Annotated in this window: 12 protein-coding genes; 10 read left to right on the forward strand and 2 right to left on the reverse strand. The window is 45.4% G+C overall.

What is annotated here, in order from left to right:
- Positions 1 to 318: 318 nt before the first annotated feature.
- The 10 genes from SHAL_RS18020 to SHAL_RS18065 all read left to right on the forward strand — a co-directional run bounded on the left by SHAL_RS18020 (position 319) and on the right by SHAL_RS18065 (position 11932).
- Positions 319 to 2283 (forward strand): M4 family metallopeptidase, encoded by a 1965-nt coding sequence (locus SHAL_RS18020; protein WP_012278548.1) that lies wholly within the window; start codon positions 319 to 321, stop codon positions 2281 to 2283.
- A 453-nt stretch (positions 2284 to 2736) separates the two neighbouring features.
- Positions 2737 to 3474, forward strand: a complete 738-nt coding sequence (locus SHAL_RS18025) for a basic amino acid ABC transporter substrate-binding protein (protein ID WP_012278549.1) — start codon at positions 2737 to 2739, stop codon at positions 3472 to 3474.
- A gap of 7 nt (positions 3475 to 3481) precedes the next feature.
- Positions 3482 to 4162 (forward strand): amino acid ABC transporter permease, encoded by a 681-nt coding sequence (locus tag SHAL_RS18030; RefSeq protein ID WP_012278550.1) that lies wholly within the window; start codon positions 3482 to 3484, stop codon positions 4160 to 4162.
- Positions 4155 to 4880 carry an amino acid ABC transporter ATP-binding protein gene (locus SHAL_RS18035; RefSeq protein ID WP_012278551.1) on the forward strand — a complete coding sequence of 242 codons (726 nt, stop codon included), beginning with the start codon at positions 4155 to 4157 and terminating at the stop codon, positions 4878 to 4880. Before SHAL_RS18030 ends, SHAL_RS18035 begins: the two co-directional genes overlap by 8 nt.
- A gap of 233 nt (positions 4881 to 5113) precedes the next feature.
- The gene (locus tag SHAL_RS18040) at positions 5114 to 5593 is read left to right on the forward strand and encodes an aminoacyl-tRNA deacylase (RefSeq protein ID WP_012278552.1); all 480 of its coding nucleotides are present in this window, start codon (positions 5114 to 5116) and stop codon (positions 5591 to 5593) included.
- Between the two features lie 227 nt (positions 5594 to 5820).
- Positions 5821 to 6312, forward strand: a complete 492-nt coding sequence (locus SHAL_RS18045; protein ID WP_012278553.1) for a hypothetical protein — start codon at positions 5821 to 5823, stop codon at positions 6310 to 6312.
- Between the two features lie 434 nt (positions 6313 to 6746).
- Positions 6747 to 7322, forward strand: coding sequence for an NAD(P)H-dependent oxidoreductase (locus tag SHAL_RS18050; RefSeq protein WP_012278554.1), 576 nt, complete (start codon positions 6747 to 6749; stop codon positions 7320 to 7322).
- Between the two features lie 44 nt (positions 7323 to 7366).
- Positions 7367 to 8614, forward strand: coding sequence for a NupC/NupG family nucleoside CNT transporter (locus tag SHAL_RS18055; protein WP_012278555.1), 1248 nt, complete (start codon positions 7367 to 7369; stop codon positions 8612 to 8614).
- Positions 8615 to 8940: 326 nt separating this feature from the next.
- On the forward strand, positions 8941 to 9600 hold the full coding sequence (locus SHAL_RS18060; protein ID WP_012278556.1) for a DUF2076 domain-containing protein: 660 nt from the start codon (positions 8941 to 8943) through the stop codon (positions 9598 to 9600).
- A gap of 289 nt (positions 9601 to 9889) precedes the next feature.
- Complete coding sequence (locus SHAL_RS18065) at positions 9890 to 11932, forward strand: S9 family peptidase (protein ID WP_012278557.1); 2043 nt, start codon at positions 9890 to 9892, stop codon at positions 11930 to 11932.
- 136 nt (positions 11933 to 12068) lie between these two features.
- On the opposite strand, the gene SHAL_RS18070 is transcribed toward SHAL_RS18065, so the two are convergent.
- Both SHAL_RS18070 and SHAL_RS18075 read right to left on the reverse strand, forming a co-directional pair.
- Positions 12069 to 12407: a zinc-ribbon domain-containing protein gene (locus tag SHAL_RS18070; RefSeq protein ID WP_041416101.1), complete on the reverse strand. Its 339-nt coding sequence runs from the start codon at positions 12405 to 12407 to the stop codon at positions 12069 to 12071.
- A gap of 212 nt (positions 12408 to 12619) precedes the next feature.
- Positions 12620 to 17140 carry an SslE/AcfD family lipoprotein zinc metalloprotease gene (locus tag SHAL_RS18075; protein WP_012278559.1) on the reverse strand — a complete coding sequence of 1507 codons (4521 nt, stop codon included), beginning with the start codon at positions 17138 to 17140 and terminating at the stop codon, positions 12620 to 12622.
- Between the last annotated feature and the right edge of the window lie 177 nt (positions 17141 to 17317).

The following is a 17317-nucleotide window of genomic DNA, read 5'->3' on the forward strand; positions in this document are numbered from 1 at the left end:
AATATCGTTAAAAATAAAGGAAAAGAGTTTTCTCGCTATAGCTAAAATCATATGGGTAAAAACAATTAAAGACTGAAAAGTCTCCTATGTAAGTAGGCATTTGATTAACCAACGAAATATATCTAAAGCGACGAGGAATACTGGGAGGGCGTCGATTTTGACTATACTAATACCCTTAGACGAATACCCTAAGGCTCTAGCTATTAAGAGCTCTGTTAGCGGCATTAGCTAGATTAAAAACAGATGCTACTGCTATGTAAATACGTATATATAGAGTCATGTATGCCCCACCCTATCACCCAGAAAGGAGCAAGGTTCATGTCAATTAAACTCCGTTCGTTCACTCTATTGTTAGTGCTGCTTGCTGTGTTATTTACAAGTTTTGCGGGCGCTCAAGATACGAAGAAAGTCCAAGGCAAAGCCAATCCCCCAATATTAGTCACTGGTGATCTAGGAAGTCTTAACACCGCCTCAAAAGCTAGCTTGCACGCCTCGGCTAAGAGTTCACTAAATAGACTATTAAACGAGAAATTTGCTGCCGATGGCGACGAAGAGATGACCGCGACCAAAGTCATGAAAGATAAAACAGGCGGAGTCCATATACGTTTCGAGCAGCAGCTCAACGGCTTACCCGTTGCAGGTGCAGGCATGGTGGTTCACGCCGATGCCAATGGTTCTATTTACGCTATAAATGGAGACTTTATTCCTAGCGCAGGCCTCCCCACTAAGCCAAACATTAAAGCCAGTGACGCATTTAATAAGGCCAACATCAAAGGCACTCGCACTAGCCCCCCTGAACTTAACTATGTGATTGGTCGCGATGGACTCGGTCACCTGACTTGGAAGGCAAGCTTTAAATATGTCAATTATGAGGGACCCCAGCGAGACTTAGTATTTGTCGATACCATTACCGGTAAAGTCGCCGCTCGGCATCCGCAAATTATGTATGGCCGCTCGCTCATTACTCAAGACTGTAACCAGAAAACAAGACGCTGTAGAAGCGTCTCGACCAGCTCAGACACTATCTCTAGCGGCGATCAGGCAATCGATGATGCTCATAACTATGCCATCGCCACCTATGATTACTATTTAAATAACCATGGTCGCGATTCCATCGATAATGCAGGTATGACCTTAAAGTCACGAGTACATTACAGCCGTAACTATAATAACGCCTTCTGGGACGGCAGTCAGATGACCTATGGTGATGGTGACGGGGTGACTTTCGCTCCCCTGTCGCAAGATGCCGATGTGGTTGCTCATGAGCTTACCCACGGCGTGACAGAACGCTCTTCAGGACTTATCTATCAAAATGAGTCCGGCGCGCTCAATGAGGCATGGTCAGATATCTTTGGTGCCATGGTCGACCGTCAAGAGGGGGCTGCGGGTAGTGATATCTGGCTTATTGGTGAGGATATCTATACGCCAGGAGCCCCGGGGGACGCACTGCGAAATATGGCCGACCCGGCAAGTATGGGGGATTATGACTATTACCCCGACCGCTATACAGGCTCATCCGATAACGGTGGTGTGCATTGGAACTCAGGCATTGCGAACCTCGCGTTTCAACTTCTAGTCGATGGCGGCCAACACCCACGCAACAAAACACCTGAAGTGACCGTCACAGGCATAGGCTTTGACGATGCTGCTGCCATTTTCTATGCAGCTAATATCAACTGTTTAACCCCAAGCTCAAACTTTGCCTCCGCCCGTTATTGTACGGCTCTCCAAGCTAAAGCACTCTTCGATGGAGGCCAGCTTAGTAGCGATCATCAGACATCTATACACCTCGCTTGGGATGCTGTTGGGGTCCCTAGCAATACTCCTCCCGAATCCAGCACGCCGATTGAGCTAACCGACAAGGTCGTAATGAATGATCAAAGCGCCAGCTCTGGTGAGATCCAGCATTACTTCTTAGAGGGGGTTAGCGCGGGTAAAACCGTAACCTGCTCTACCTCGTGCAGCAATGGTGATGCTGACCTCTACCTGCGCTTTAATGCTCTGGCCGAAGCGAATCCAAACAGTAATAATAACGAGTGTGGTAGTTACTCAGAAGATTCGAACGAATCCTGCACCACTGGCGCGCCATCCAGTGATGCTACAACACTCAATGCTGCGGTTCACGCATACGCCTCTTATAGCAGCCTATCACTCACCTGCTTAATCAATAGCGATGATGGTGGTGGAAGCTGCGCTATTCGAGGTAGCAGCTGTAGTCTAGGCTCCGAATGTTGTTCTGGTAATTGTGGCGGCAAGCCGGGATCCCGAACCTGTCGTAAATAAGCCTGTACCAATGTTCCATACTAATACTAATACTAATACCAATCACATATTTAATTGGTATAAACATGCCCAGTTCTAGCTGGGCATGTTCTTGAGTTGTAGCCAACATGACTCCTTCTAAAAAGCTCGAACCTCATCGCCTTTAACCTGACAAACACTATTATTAAAAACGGCTCTCCCCATTAACTTTAACAAGTATTTCGCACTCAACCTTACCCGACCTAAAATGAATTATTATTCAACACCAAATTACTTTCAATACTAAGTGAAAATCGGAATTAAGCGCAAAACACTGTTAAATTAGTGTTAACAAACAGGCTTGCGGATTAATCATTAATCAATCACACCGTTTTTACTTGAATTTTTAATCAAAAATATCGCATAAACATTGCTTTTGTTTTACATCCGTTTATAGTCGATGCCAGTTGAGTATTTTGATTAAGAGAATTAAAAATGAAGAAGTCAGTATTGGTTTTAGCAAGCTTAGGTTTAACAGGCGCATTAATGTTAACAGGCTGCGGTAAGAGTGATGATGTACTTGTTGTGGGCACCAATGCTTCATTCCCGCCTTTTGAATATGTAGGTGGCGCTAGCGGCGATGAGATAATGGGCTTCGATATCGATTTAGCTCGTCAAATAGCGAAAGATGCAGGCAAAACCCTAAAAGTGGAAAACATGAATTTTGACTCGCTGATCGTGGCGCTCAATGCAGGCAAGGTCGACTTTATCGCCTCGGGCATGACCATCACTCCAGAGCGCCAAGCAAGTGTTAACTTTTCCGAGCCTTACTATGAAGCCACCCAGATGGTGCTGGTCAATAAAGATAACAACAGCATCAATAGCCTAGATGATCTTAAAGATAAGCATATCGCGGTACAACTTGGCTCGACAGGCGACATCATGGCGAAAAGCTACAGCCAACAGGTGACCGCCTTCAACTCAGGCTTCGAAGCCGTGATGGAGCTAAAAAATGCCAAGGTTGACCTGGTGTTGTTTGACAGCGAACCCGCCATCAGCTTTTTGGAGAAGAATCCACAGCTAAAAATGGTTGAACTGGATTTTTCACCAGAGTTTTACGGCTTTGCCGTGGCTAAAGATAAAGTTGAACTACTAAACAGCATCAACACCAGCTTAAGCACCATGAAGCAAAACGGTGGCTATGACGCCATCGTTAACAAGCATATGAAGTGAGCCGGTAATGATAGATGCAATTAACACCTCACTTTTTACCCCCATAGGCGAAGATGGCTTAATCGGAATTTATCTTATTCTGAATGGCCTTAAAGTTACTTTGATTGTGACCTTCTTCGCCATGATTATCGGTTCAATTCTCGGGGTGGCAACCACCTTGATGAAGATGTCATCGAAGTGGTACCTGCGCTGGCCCGCCAATTTTTATGTTAGCGTTATTCGTGGTACACCAGTAGTTGTGCAGTTAGTGATCCTTTACTTTATTGTGCTAGCCGCACTGGATGTGGATAAGATCACCGCTGCAGTAATTGCCTTCGGTCTTAATAGTGGTGCCTATATCTCTGAGATCATTAGAGCCGGTATTCAAGCCGTCGATAAAGGCCAAATGGAAGCGGCACGTTCGCTAGGGTTATCACAAGCAGCGACCATGAAAGAGGTGATTTTGCCTCAGGCAATTAAGAATATTCTGCCATCGCTAGGTAACGAGTTTATCGTGTTACTCAAAGAAACCGCTGTGATTGGCTTTATTGGCGGCGTAGATCTAATGCGTGCCGGCGAGATCATCCGTAGCCGTACCTTCGAAGACAGTGTACCGCTATTTACCTGCGCACTGATCTACCTGCTACTGACCTATATCTTCACCTTTATTCTGTCTAGATTCGAAACGAGGTTAAAACAAAGTGATTAAGATTAATAATTTACATAAAAGCTTTGGCGATAACCAAGTGCTAAAGGGGATTAGTGAGCAGATTAACCATGGCGAAGTCGTCAGCGTTATTGGCCCCTCAGGTAGCGGCAAGAGTACCTTCCTGCGTTGTATCAACTTGCTTGAACAACCTACACAGGGTGAAATCATCATCGATGGCCAATCGATATCGGCTGCAGGAGCTTGTGTCGACAAGCTAAGACAAAAAGTAGGCATGGTGTTTCAAAATTTTAACCTGTTTCCCCATAAGACGGTGAAACAGAACATCACCCTTGCACCTGTAAAGCTAAAGCTAATGACGCAAGCACAAGCCGATATCGAAGCCATGGCCCTGCTGGAACAAGTCGGCCTAAAAGAGAAAGCCGATGCTTACCCCTCTAGCCTATCGGGTGGCCAGAAGCAGCGAGTCGCCATCGCCAGAGCGCTGGCAATGAAACCCGAGCTGATGCTGTTTGATGAGCCAACCTCGGCGCTGGATCCTGAGATGGTGGGTGATGTCCTCGATGTGATGAAATCGCTGGCGCAAAAAGGGATGACCATGGTGATTGTCACCCATGAGATGGGCTTTGCGCGAGATGTATCTGACAGAGTCATCTTTATGGACGGCGGCGTTATCGTTGAAAACAGCGAGCCCGAGGCGCTATTTAGCAATCCTAAAGAGGCCAGAACTCAGGCGTTCTTGAGTAAAGTACTGAGATAAGCACTTAAAAAGCACTTTAAAAAAAGCACTTTAAAAAAAGCACTTAAATAGAATGCTTAGATAACAGACTTAACTCTGGGTTATTTGTGAGGGGGCGGCCACCAACGGCTCCCCTTGCAATGTCATCATCTCTTGCCAATATCTATCCTTAGCAGCTCGCACTATTCGGTCTATTTCGATACCTCTGAACTATAATCATAGATAGCGTCATTTGGCTTTTAAGAGGTAACACTATGTCTATTTCAGCCCGATTAAATGAATACCTGCATGACAACAAAATCGACTACGAGCTTGTGCCTCACCCCCATAGTTTTAGCTCGTTAAGCTCTGCAATAGCGGCCAATATTCCCCCATCGAAGCTCGCCAAAGCGGTGATATTAGAGGATCATGAAGGTCGCAGAGTGATGGCGGTATTGCCTGCCAATCATAAAGTTAGCCTGCGAACATTAGGAGACAAGCTCAACCGAGATCTGCGCTTAATTGAGGAGAAAGAGGTCTACGAGATGTTTGGTGACTGCCAAAAAGGCGCTATCCCCTCTTTAGGTGAGATCTACAACCTAGAGACGGTTTACGACGATCTGTTAGTCGAAGCTAAGGAGATCTATTTTGAGGCGGGCGATCACAACAGTCTAGTTCATATGAGCAGAGAAAATTTTGTCAGGCTGATAAAAGATGCCAAGCACTTACGATTCAGCCACCAAAGCATTCACTAAATTTCTGCTGCGAAAAAACGCTAAGTAAATGGGACAGAGACACTTTCTGTCCCTCAGCTTTAGCCCCTCTCTGCTGTAACCAAACTTATTTCTCCACAAATGAAGCTTCTAGACTTACGTTTTTAAAGCAGCCATAATCAAGTCTACTCCTGACAACTTAAGAGTATGTTTATCAAAAACAATATTAGAAAATCGCATTAAACATAGGAAAAAAAAAGGAGTAAATCATGCGTACTTTGCTCTATATCTCCCCATTACTACTGTTTATATCGACACCGTTCCAGGCTACCGCCCCAATAAATACAGCGGTAAATGCTGTTGCGAATACGACAGCAAGTACGACAACGATTGAGCTCAACAAATACCTAGGCGGTACTCAAGGTAAGCTTAAAGACAAGTCAGCACTTATTTTCAAATTTGGTAATGGCAACCCTAATAATACTTGCAGCATTATCACCACAGATAACTATCTGAGACACTCTAAAAATCGTCTAGAGAATATCAATCTCAGTGAGCCACATTTTTACTTCGATTGTGAGTGGGAGGGAACCTATTACTTTCTTTCTAACCGCTATCGTACCTATGCTGAAGTCATCATTAAGCAGCCCGATAGCCAATTCCCGATGTCGATGCACATAGAAGCAAAACTGGTCAGTCTGACGGGAGAGCGAGCTAACATTATCAGCGGCGATATCTCGTTAAGAAGAAAGTCTAACTAGCCCCCAATCCTTACCTAACGATGACGACCTATAACTCTCGATGAATGTCCCTAACCGGATTCAAGTACTATTAACCACAATTAACCACAAACTAATTAATGAGTTGTTAAACAAGGGTTTATTGCTCACTCTCTCCCCATATTTCACAGTTTTTTATTCAAACTATTCATTCACCACACTCAACATCGCTGTTAAATGTGACTCTAATACCAATATCGACTCAAGCTAATCTACTTTATCAAGCTGCTATGTAATATTAGCGCGCCGCAGATTTAGACCTAAAATATAACGCTTACTCAGCCGTTTTATACTGCTGTTTAAAAAGCTGTTTTATAAAACTTTTTATCAATATATAGGCATCCTAGAAACATCGATTTCTAAGGAGACTGTGAGCACTTTGACATTACTTTTGACTAATTTTAAGTGTAGAAAAAATGAAAGACATCAACAGCAAGGTATTGCTGATTTCGGGTCACCCCGATCTCAGTCGCTCCGTTGCTAACAGCGAAATCCTTAAGCGACTCGATACAACAAGTCTGTTTAAGATCCATAAACTCGATGAGATATACCCAAACTATCGAATTAATGTTCAAGCCGAACAAGCGTTACTGACACAAGCCGATATCATCGTGTTGCAGTTCCCACTCTATTGGTCAACCTACCCAGCTCTAATGAAGCTATGGTTCGATGAAGTCTTCACCTATAACTTCGCCTTCGGCCCCGAAGGAGACAAGCTTAAACACAAGAAGGTGATTTTATCTATCACCTGTGGTGCAACAGAAAGTTCATATCAAGCGGGCGAGTTTAACTTCCTGCCGTTAGAACAGTACCTACAAGCCGCTGTACATCCTATCAAGGCCGCACAGATGGAGATTGTCGATACGGTTATCACCTTTGAAATGAACTCCACGGTTGATGAGGGGGGCAATCAAAACACGGTAATGCAGTTAGCTCAACAGCATGTTGAACGCTTAACCAGCTTATTCAATCAACTGAATCAACCAACTTAATTAACTCACTGAATTAATCATATTCACGAATAGGTTTCTCCATTATGTTGCAATCTCTATTAGGTATCACAGCCCTACTTATCGTAGGCTACCTTTTCTGTAATGCTAAAAAACAAGTTAACTGGCGCACAGTCGGTGGTGCGCTGATTATTCAGCTGACCATTGCAGGCTTTGTACTAGCCACCAGCTTTGGTGCTAGCGTGCTATTGGCCGTTTCAAACGGTGTCGCCAATGTACTTGGCTTTGCGGCCAAAGGCATTAGCTTTGTGTTTGGTAACTTAGTGACCTTCCAAGTTGAAAACTTGGGCTTTATCTTCGCTTTCCAAGTTCTACCTGCCATTATCTTCACCGCATCATTAGTTAGCTTGCTGCACTACATGGGCATCATGGGCTTTGTGGTCAAGGTGCTTGGTGGCGGACTACAAAAGATGATTGGTTCTTCTAAAGCTGAATCGATGAACGCTATCGCCAACACGGTATGTGGCCAAACTGAAGCGCCGCTATTTGTTAAGCCTTGGCACCCACACCTTACCAAATCAGAAATTTTCGCCATCATGGTAGGTGGCTTAGCCTCGATTGCCGGTTCGGTATTGGCAGGTCTTGCCGGTATGGGCGTTGAAGTTAAATATCTGGTTATGGCGTGCTTTATGAGTGCTCCTGCAGGCCTGCTTTTTGCTAAATTGATTATCCCAGAAACAGAGCAACCTGTTAATGATGTACCTGCACTGCCTGATGATGAAAAACCATCTAACTTTATCGATGCGATTGCTAAAGGCGCGATTGCCGGTATGCAAATTGCCGCGGTGGTAGGTGCCATCTTGATTGCCTGTATCGGCTTAATGGCCATGCTAAACAGCATGATTGGCTGGGCAGGCGGACTGTTTGGCTTTAAAGACGTGACTCTAGAGCTATTAATGGGTTATGCATTTTCGCCTATCGCGTGGTTAATCGGTGTCCCTTGGGTTGAGGCCAATGTTGCGGGTAACTTTATCGCGCAAAAACTAGTGCTAAACGAATTTGTAGCTTACGCAGGTTTTGCTCCTTATATTTCAGGCGATACAGTGGTTGCTGCCACGGGTGAAGTGATGTCACCAAAATCTGTTGCTATCATTACTGTTGCCCTATGTGGTTTTGCTAACATCGGCTCAGTGTCCATGGTGGTCGCGGCGCTAAGCACCATGATCCCTAAGCAGTCTAGCTATATCGCTTCAGTAGGCATGAAAGTACTGTTAGCCGCCACTCTTGCTAACCTATTATCAGCGACTGTTGTTGGCTTGTTTATGTCTTTCTAAGACTTCATTAGCCCATGCGTTATCATCACTAAAAATGCTTACTCTCAAGGGAGTAAGCATTTTTTTATCACTTAATTCTCCCTCACTCCCCCTGTCATCCTCTCCCATCCCTCTCCTCCACTCGCTCAAGTCAGCTTCATTTTAGATAAAAATATCTTAATCTTTGTGAGTTTTTAAAGTGGCTTGTTTGTTAATTGTTGTTAACTGATAGTTATTTAAGCTTTTGATAAGGTATGAGTTTATTAGTTGTACATTCACGTTGAACCTTAGGCTAGGATGCACATCAAATACGTAAAGACGTATCCTTACATTTAGGAATTTAAGACATGACTCCACAAGAACAAGAACTGATTCAAAACGTAGCCAATAAAATAAAGGCTAGCCCAAACAAGCCAAAAGACGCTGAAGCCGAAAACCTAATCGGCCAAGAGATCGCTTCTCAAGAAGATATCGTTTACAAGCTAACTCAAGCGGTAATCGTGCAAGAGATGGCGCTTAAAGAGCTTAAGTCAAAGAGTGACTTTTTAGAGGGTCAGGTTGAACACTTCAGAAAAGAATCTGAGCGTGGCACATTAAGCCGCATGATGGGCGGTACTAACCCAGCTCCAGTGCAGCCACAGCCAGTGCGTCAGCCAAGTGCTTTTGGTAGCTTTATGCAAACTGCTGCGGGCGTAGCTGCTGGTATGGTTGCAGGCAACCTAATCAGCAACGCACTATTTGGCGACGATACAGCTACTGCTGAAGCGGCGCCAGAAGTTGCACCAGAAGCAGCTCCTGAAACTGAAGCGCCAACTGAAACAGCGGCAGCGGATACCGCAGCGCCTGAAGACACAGGTTCAAGCTTCTTAGATGACAACTCAGGCTTTGCTTCTGAGTATGCTAGCGAAGACACTTTTGCTAATAGTGGTTTTGGCGGTGATGAAAGCTTTGGTGGCTTTGATGATGGCGGCTTTGGCGACTTCGGCGGTGACGACGAAGATTTTTAATCTTGCGTAACCAGATGTAAAAACCATTCACTCGGTGTTGGGCGAATACCCTGTTATTCGGCCAGCACTGAGCTCTCAATATAGAGGCGACAAGTCACTTCCCCTCCCCCCTCAAACAAGCTCAAACCTCCCCGTACTGGCATTGTACCCAATTGTAACTATCTGCTACAGCCTATTGATATTCATATCCTTTACTCAATATTCATGGCTATACTAGCTCGCCTGCAATTTGCAGCGCTAAAACTAATAAAAAATATCTCAAACAAATTGTTCTCAAGGAGATCCACTCGTGAAGAAAGCCGGGATTCTGTTACTGTGTCTGCTAATGCCGATGGCAACAGCATTTGCAGAGCAAAACAAACCGCTTTCGGTTGATGTGCTGTGGCAGCTCAACCGTATAGGCAGTCCAATTATTTCACCGTCAGGCGATCGTATTATCGCGCCTGTGACTCAATATGATGTACCTGAAGATAAAGGCTCGACCCAGCTTTGGCTGTTTGACAAAGAGGGCTCAACTCAGCGTGCATTAACAGCAAAAGGCCTACGGGTTAGCGAACCGACGTTCTCGCCCGATGGCAACACACTGGCTTTTATCAGCAAACGCGATGAAGATGAAGCGGGCCAAGTTTACCTGCTACCTATGAATGGCCCAGGTGAAGCACAAAAGCTAACTGATGTGCCAGGCGGCGTATACGGCATGAAGTGGGTCGGTAAACACATCTACTTTATTAGCCGTATTTTCCCAGGTAAGAACTGGGATGAGATGACTACCCAACTAAAAGCCGACAAAGACAACAAGGTATCGGCGCACCAATGGAATGAACTGCCTTACTCAAGTTTCGATCACTGGATTGATGAGGACCGTCAGGCGCACGTGTTCCGTATTCCAGCCACTGGCGGCGAGATTGAAGCCATTACTCAGCCATTAAAGCAGCAGTTACCGCGCTCATCACAAAGCGCCTCTAGCTACGATATTGACCTAAATGAGCAGTGGATTGCCTTTACCGCTAACGGCTGGGATGCCTCGCTTAAGAGCCGCGAAGTTGACCCTAAGATTGATATCTTCTTAGCTAAAATTGGTAGCAACAAAGCTGAAAATCTAACCCCAGATAACGAAGCGCCAAATAGCAATCCGCAGTTTAGCCCTAACGGCAAAACCTTGGCATTTACTCAACAGTTAATTCACGGCTTCTACGCCGATACCTCGCGTCTAGTGTTAATGGACATGAAAAAGCGTCAGCCAAAAGTGATTAACGACACTTGGGATCGCTCGGTATCACGCTTTGGTTGGACTAAAGACAGCAAAGGCTTTTATGCCGCCATCGATGATGCTGCCACCAGCCGCATCTATCATATCGACGCGAAAAACGGCAAGGTAAAAGCCATTACCAAACAGACTAACTTTGGTAAGCCTGTGATGGCCAAAGACGGCACGATTGTCACCACCAACGACAGCTTCCTATACCCAGCACGTCTCGTGACTATTAACCCGCGTAATGGCAAGACCACGCGTTTAGATAGCTTTAATGATGACATTCTAGCTGAAGTCGACATGGGTACCTATGAGTCGGTAACTTACAAAGGCTATAACGATCAGGACATTCAGATGTGGGTGCACTACCCTCCAGGGTTTGATCGTAGTAAGAAATACCCGCTGATGATGCTTATTCACGGTGGCCCACACAGTGCGATCACCGATGGGTTCCATTACCGCTGGAATGCACAAACCTTTGCCTCTTGGGGCTATGTCACCGCTTGGCCGAACTTCCATGGTTCCAGTGGCTTCGGTCAAGAGTTTGCCGATAGCATCAACCCAGACTGGAAGAACAAGTCACTTGAAGATGTGTTTAAAGCCACAGATTGGTTTGAAGACAAAGAGTGGATCGACAGCGAGCGTATGGTGGCAGGTGGCGCAAGTTACGGTGGCTACCTATCCTCAATTATTCTAGGCCAAGAGCATCCATTCAACGCCTTGCTAATTCATGCTGCCGTTTACAACATGTACTCACAGATGGCGGCAGATTTCTCGGTGCACAGTACTCGTTTTGGTAGCTACTGGGACAAGCCTGAGATCTACAAGGCTATCTCTCCGCACTACTTTGCCGAGAACTTTAACACGCCAACTTTGGTGATCCACGGTCAGCTCGATTATCGCGTGCCTGTCGGCCAAGGTTTTGAGCTATTTCGCACCCTACAAACTCGCGGTGTGGAGTCGAAAATGATCTATTTTCCCGATGAGAATCACTGGATCATGAAGCCAAACAACTCTATCTATTGGTATAACCAAGTGGAAGATTGGATGACACGTTTCGCCGAGCCAGGCGGACGCTAATCGATTGGTAGCTTAATTAAATACCGATAAACAAACAGATAAAAGGCTGCCAATTTAGGCAGCCTTTTTATTTGCGAAATCAAAGCCAAACTGCTGAGTTATAATAAATTAATCAACATCCCCTTACTCATTCGAATCAAACGTTGTTGCTAGCCTTACTGTTTGCACCTTGATGCTCAGCGACGAATGCCTCTACCTTGCTATGTAAAATGCTGCGATGCAAAGCCTGATCGCAAGACTCAGAAAGTGCCAGTTTCTTGCCTAATGGCCGCGCCAATTTCACCTCATATTGGCATAGTTCACAAACCAGCAGGTAGTCAGGAGTGAAGCGCCAAACCGGGATAAAAAACAGTGAGGCCCACTCGGTTTCCTTGTACAAACGCCATGGTGTTTCTTGTTCACAGCATAAGCAGTTGCAAGTTATCGAAGGCTCTATCAACTCATACTTTTTGTCCATGCCAATAAGAAACAACATGATTAATCTCCAGTAAGCACTACGCGTAAACAGCTTATACCCATCAGCATAAAGAAAGCACATCTATGTGGATGGTAGATATGATCTTAAGAAATTGTAGAAGGGTTCAATCGACGATTAATATTTGGGGGCAAACTCTGCCCCCAATATTTTACCAATCACATACTTACTTACTAATACTAGTATGAGATTAGTATGAGGTTGACAGTAAACTATCTCACGGTAATGCGGTCAATTTGAAGTGGATCGCGTGTTGGCTTAGGTAAGTTTAATGCGGCAACTTTTGCTAATCCCGCCGCAGAGATCCCCCCCTCATACTGAGGAGTTAGGTCACCAGGATAAATAAAGGCTTTGCTTCCCGGGTTCCAAGCGCGGAAGAAATCACTGAGATCCATTTGAGTCGCATAAGAGGCGCAGAGTAAGAGCTGATCACTCTTACCTATACCCTCTTGCCGATGACACAGATTATCGCCTTTGAGCACAAACTGCTTGTCATCAATATTACGGGTTAAACGGTGCATCAGTTTAAATAGGTTCCAGCCTTGCAAACCTGTTGCGCTATCGTAATAAGCGGGTAAAACCCCTTCTGAATACCAATTATCGATATTAAATTCAGTTTCGGCCCACTCTTTTAACTGAGCAAACATCACCAAACGCTCACCCGCGCCGCCCGCAGCCCAAGCATGACCATTTTCAGATGCGACGAAATCAGGTGCGATGCGGATATCCTGCTCAACTCTACTCATCTTGCCGAGATGTTTATCTTGCATATAAAGCGCGAGCAGATTGTTAACCACTTCCGTCGCACCATCGACATTGAACGGTGCCTCAGCAGCATTATGGCCAACCTCGTGCCATAGCAACCAAGAGTTTAACGGTGTGAGCGCAAGGTTATGACTCTCAGCGTTAAAGCTTGCATTCATCACCGGATAACCTGAGTGGGCCGCTCCGATACTGATAGCGATGTCATTAACAAAGTGATGACGATTAGTTGGAATACTACTATCGGTCGCTTTACGGTTTAGATTTCCTTGTAGCGCTTCATCGCGGCTATAGAAGTTATTCATATCCTCAGCAAAAGTATCCAGCTCTTTAGCAAACTGCTCTGGGCTGCCGTTGTAATTGGCCGCGTTAAGGTTGGCTTTAGCTGCGGTATAAACAAAGCTTTGAGATATGACTTCACCAATAGGCGCAGGGGAATCTAGCGGATTCAGCCATTGTCCGCCTTTACCATCATACTGATAAAGCGGCGCGTCGACACTACCAGTAAAGTTCAGGGTTACATTATGTCCTTCTTGGCTACCTTGACCTTGGACATAAATTAAACCGCCATAGGGTGACGTTAAACTGTAGCTGCTACCAATATCACCTGAGTTTAGTGTGAATGACTGAGTCATACGCGGTGGTCGCTTAAGGCCAAGTTCGTGCTTTTCGCGCCCGGTAAGATCATCGGCCAAAGCCACAGTAATGGTAACGGGGTCTGCGCTGCCATTAACCGATACGGTAAACGACTGCTGTGCAACAGCCCATTGCCCTGTAGGTTGACGATTTCCGGCAAACCAGGCAGCAGTGTTATGACTCAAGTCGAATGTAACTTGTCCTCCACCTTGAGAGCCCATTGCTTCCCCTGGGAACAGACGTGGGTCAACTTTAATATCTAGATCCCAGAAAGAGCGGCCTAGCATCAAACGAGTCAGTGGTTTTTCCATGTAGTTCAAAGGATAACTCGGATTCATGTATCCTTTGTATTCACCACTCTCTTGACCGAGGATCATCTGCAATGACAACATCTGCTGTTGCAACTCAACGGGGCAGTGAGTGCCGCCTTGAGCCCGATTGTCGCTATAACAGTTTAAAAACTGAGTAAAGCGCTCGAAGCCTAACTCATCATCAAGGCCTGACTCATAGCGATAATCGAGATTGTTCCACAACCATACCGTCATATTTTGATAGGTACGGTTGAGATCAACATTCGATAAGCGTACGCCTTGTTGAGCTCGACTGCGGAAATAGAGCTCATGTTGATATAAGCGTTCAATATTGGTGCCTAAATCAGCCGCTTTTACCATGGCGCGAGCTTGTGCATCACCCAGTTCTAACTGTGTATACCGAGGGACAAACATGCCTCCGGTAACCGGGATATTGTTACCGGGCCTATATTCAAGGCAGTTGATCTCATAATGAAAATTGGGGTTGGTACACTCCTGATAGGCAGGCGAGCCATCTGACTTGGTGAAAGCAGACAAGATGAGCGCTTTAGCCGCATTGAGATCATCGGTTTGGCTTTCATCAATAAACGCAGTGTGAGTCGTTTCAACTCCATCCTCATCAGTCTCAACCCATTTGGCAACGGATAGACTTGGTTTATCATCAGGCTTACTCTGCTGCTTATAGAGCCAATCTACGCTGCCGTCGGCTTGGTTAATGATATAAGGAGATGTCGGTGTGCCATCTTCGCCTTCTACGGCTGCATAACGCTCAATGATCCAGATCCCATCACCACGCTGGTTACGGACGCGATCGGCATATCCACCACTAGGGCCGTTACCATTAGCAACGACTGAGCCTCCCATACCAAAGGCAATACCAGCACTGTCGAGTAAACGCGACAAGGCGCCCGTATTATTGGTACCAGCAAGAGTCTCCATAATCATGATGTTGCCGCCGTTATTGACGTAATCAATTAACGCCGTGACATCATCTTGAGTCAACTTTGGCTGAGTCGTATCGGCTTGCATCGGCAGAGTATAGTGACTGCCGCTGGTATTAATAGTGTATTCAAAACCATTGAGGATGAGTAGCGGCATAGTTTGCGGGTCAATGCCTGCAAAACTTACCACCTGCTCAGTCGTCACACCAAAGACAGGATCGATGATAAAAGGTTCTTGCTCACCTGTTACCTGACCACCACGCTTAAAATAAACGTAGGGCATGTTGGTACCAACGCTGTAGCCAGACTTGCCATTAGTCAGATATTTGAGGCTATTTTGGAAGAAGTGCTTCATATCATCACTGTCACTAGCGACTCGGCACTGGCTCTTGTCGTCGATGCCACCATTCCAACTATAGCCATTAGGGCAAACTAGCACTGAGTTATAGCGAGCATTACCCATGACCATAATCTTGCCTAAACCTATTTCACCAATGCTGATAAAAGGCAGATTAAAGGTGGCGGTTTCGCCACTGACCTTGTCAGGTACCACTGTCGATGGTGCTTCGGTAATATACGCGAGGGTATCTTTATCCCACGCTTTGTTAGCACCAAAAGGGATCCAGTAGTTATTATCGTTACGGGCCATCATCACAGGAAAAGCGCTGTTAGCGATATTAACGGTAGCCTGACCACGAGCATTACCTGTACTGCCATAAAAGTTGGTACTGTCATGAAACACATGAAAAGCACTGACTTTATTCCAACCAGCATCAGATGTTGTGCCCCATAGACGCTGAATGTCAGCTAGAATCTGACCACTGTCATCGGTGACATTGTTTAAGGCTCTAACAATGTCTGCGCCCTCAGATTGCACTTCAGGTAATAGCTCTCTTGCTTTAGCTGTTTGTTGACAGTTGATGTCACACAACACGCTATCAATATCTCTGGCGAGCCCTAACTCAAATTGTTTACTAAATTTGGCAGCGATTATTTGCTCTCCATTACCCGTATCTAACACCTTCTCTTGACTACTTAGAGATAAAGAGATGATTTCATTTATCACGTTAGGATACCTAGCAAAGACTTCAGCAACCCGCGCAGGCAATTGCCAAGCTTGCCCTTGGCTTGTGGCATAACGTAACACTAACGCCTCGGCATTGAGGCCGTTATTACCTTCGCCAAGCTGACTCAATGTGTAACTTTTCTGATTACCGCGAACCTCTCCAAGCTCAAAAGTATCGATGCCAAAGCTGACGCTATCGCCCCAAGAAAATTGGAACGAACCATCTAAGTCCGTAATCCCACGGCTGCTGCGGCTGAAATAGGTAATACCCGCAACAGGTTTGCCTTGGCTGTCAGTCAGTATCGCAGTGGATAGAATATTCTGCTCAGGCTTATACTGGTATGCCGCCTCTGCATCGGCCGCGACAAAGTGAGCATTTAAATCCGTAGATGTACCAGTACTCACCTCAGGCTTTATGTCGGGAAGATGGGTAGAGGGGAGTTTGTCAGCTTGAGCATCGTTGGCTTGCTGCTCTAGCAAGTTTTTGAAATCCTCCTCAGCCATGGATAAATTATTGAGGTAGTTATTTTCAAACTGCAATGCCTGCAATGTCGATAGCTCTATATCGATTTGCCCGCCCCGCACAACTCCCATGGTCTTAATCAGAGTTTGAGCATTCGATGCATTTTCAGGGTGTTCGATAAATTCATCGGCATCAATTAAGAGCAATTGTTTACGCTCAGTTGGCGCTGCTGCTCGTGCTATATCCGCTCTCACGTCACTGAATGTTAGTAGCGGCATATTGTTATAGAGACAAGAAACCGTGTCGCCGATTTCGATTTCAAAACCATTAGGCTTTTGGTCATTACAACGAATAGGCTCCCCCAATAGTAATGTTCCGTCTAGTGACACGCTAATTTCAAGTTTAATCGGTGTAGATGGCTCTAGTGGAATAGAGGGAACCACTGGCGTCGATGGCTCCAATGGAATTAAGGGGATCGACGGCGCAACAGGTTCATCATCACCACAACCTCCAATCAGTATTAATAACGTCAGTGTTAAAATTGTTTTTTTCATTTTATTCCTAAAGAAAACTAACGAGCTTTGGCTATGAGTGAAACTCACTTAGTGAAACTTGTATGTTTAGAATGGCGATTATCTAGATACCCTCTTAAGTCGACATTTTTATCCGGGACTGTTGAGGCTGATGCATTAATAATGCGGAATTTTTATCTATTGAAGTGAAGGGTTCAA

The sequence above is a fragment of the Shewanella halifaxensis HAW-EB4 genome (genome assembly GCF_000019185.1).
GTDB lineage: Bacteria > Pseudomonadota > Gammaproteobacteria > Enterobacterales > Shewanellaceae > Shewanella > Shewanella halifaxensis.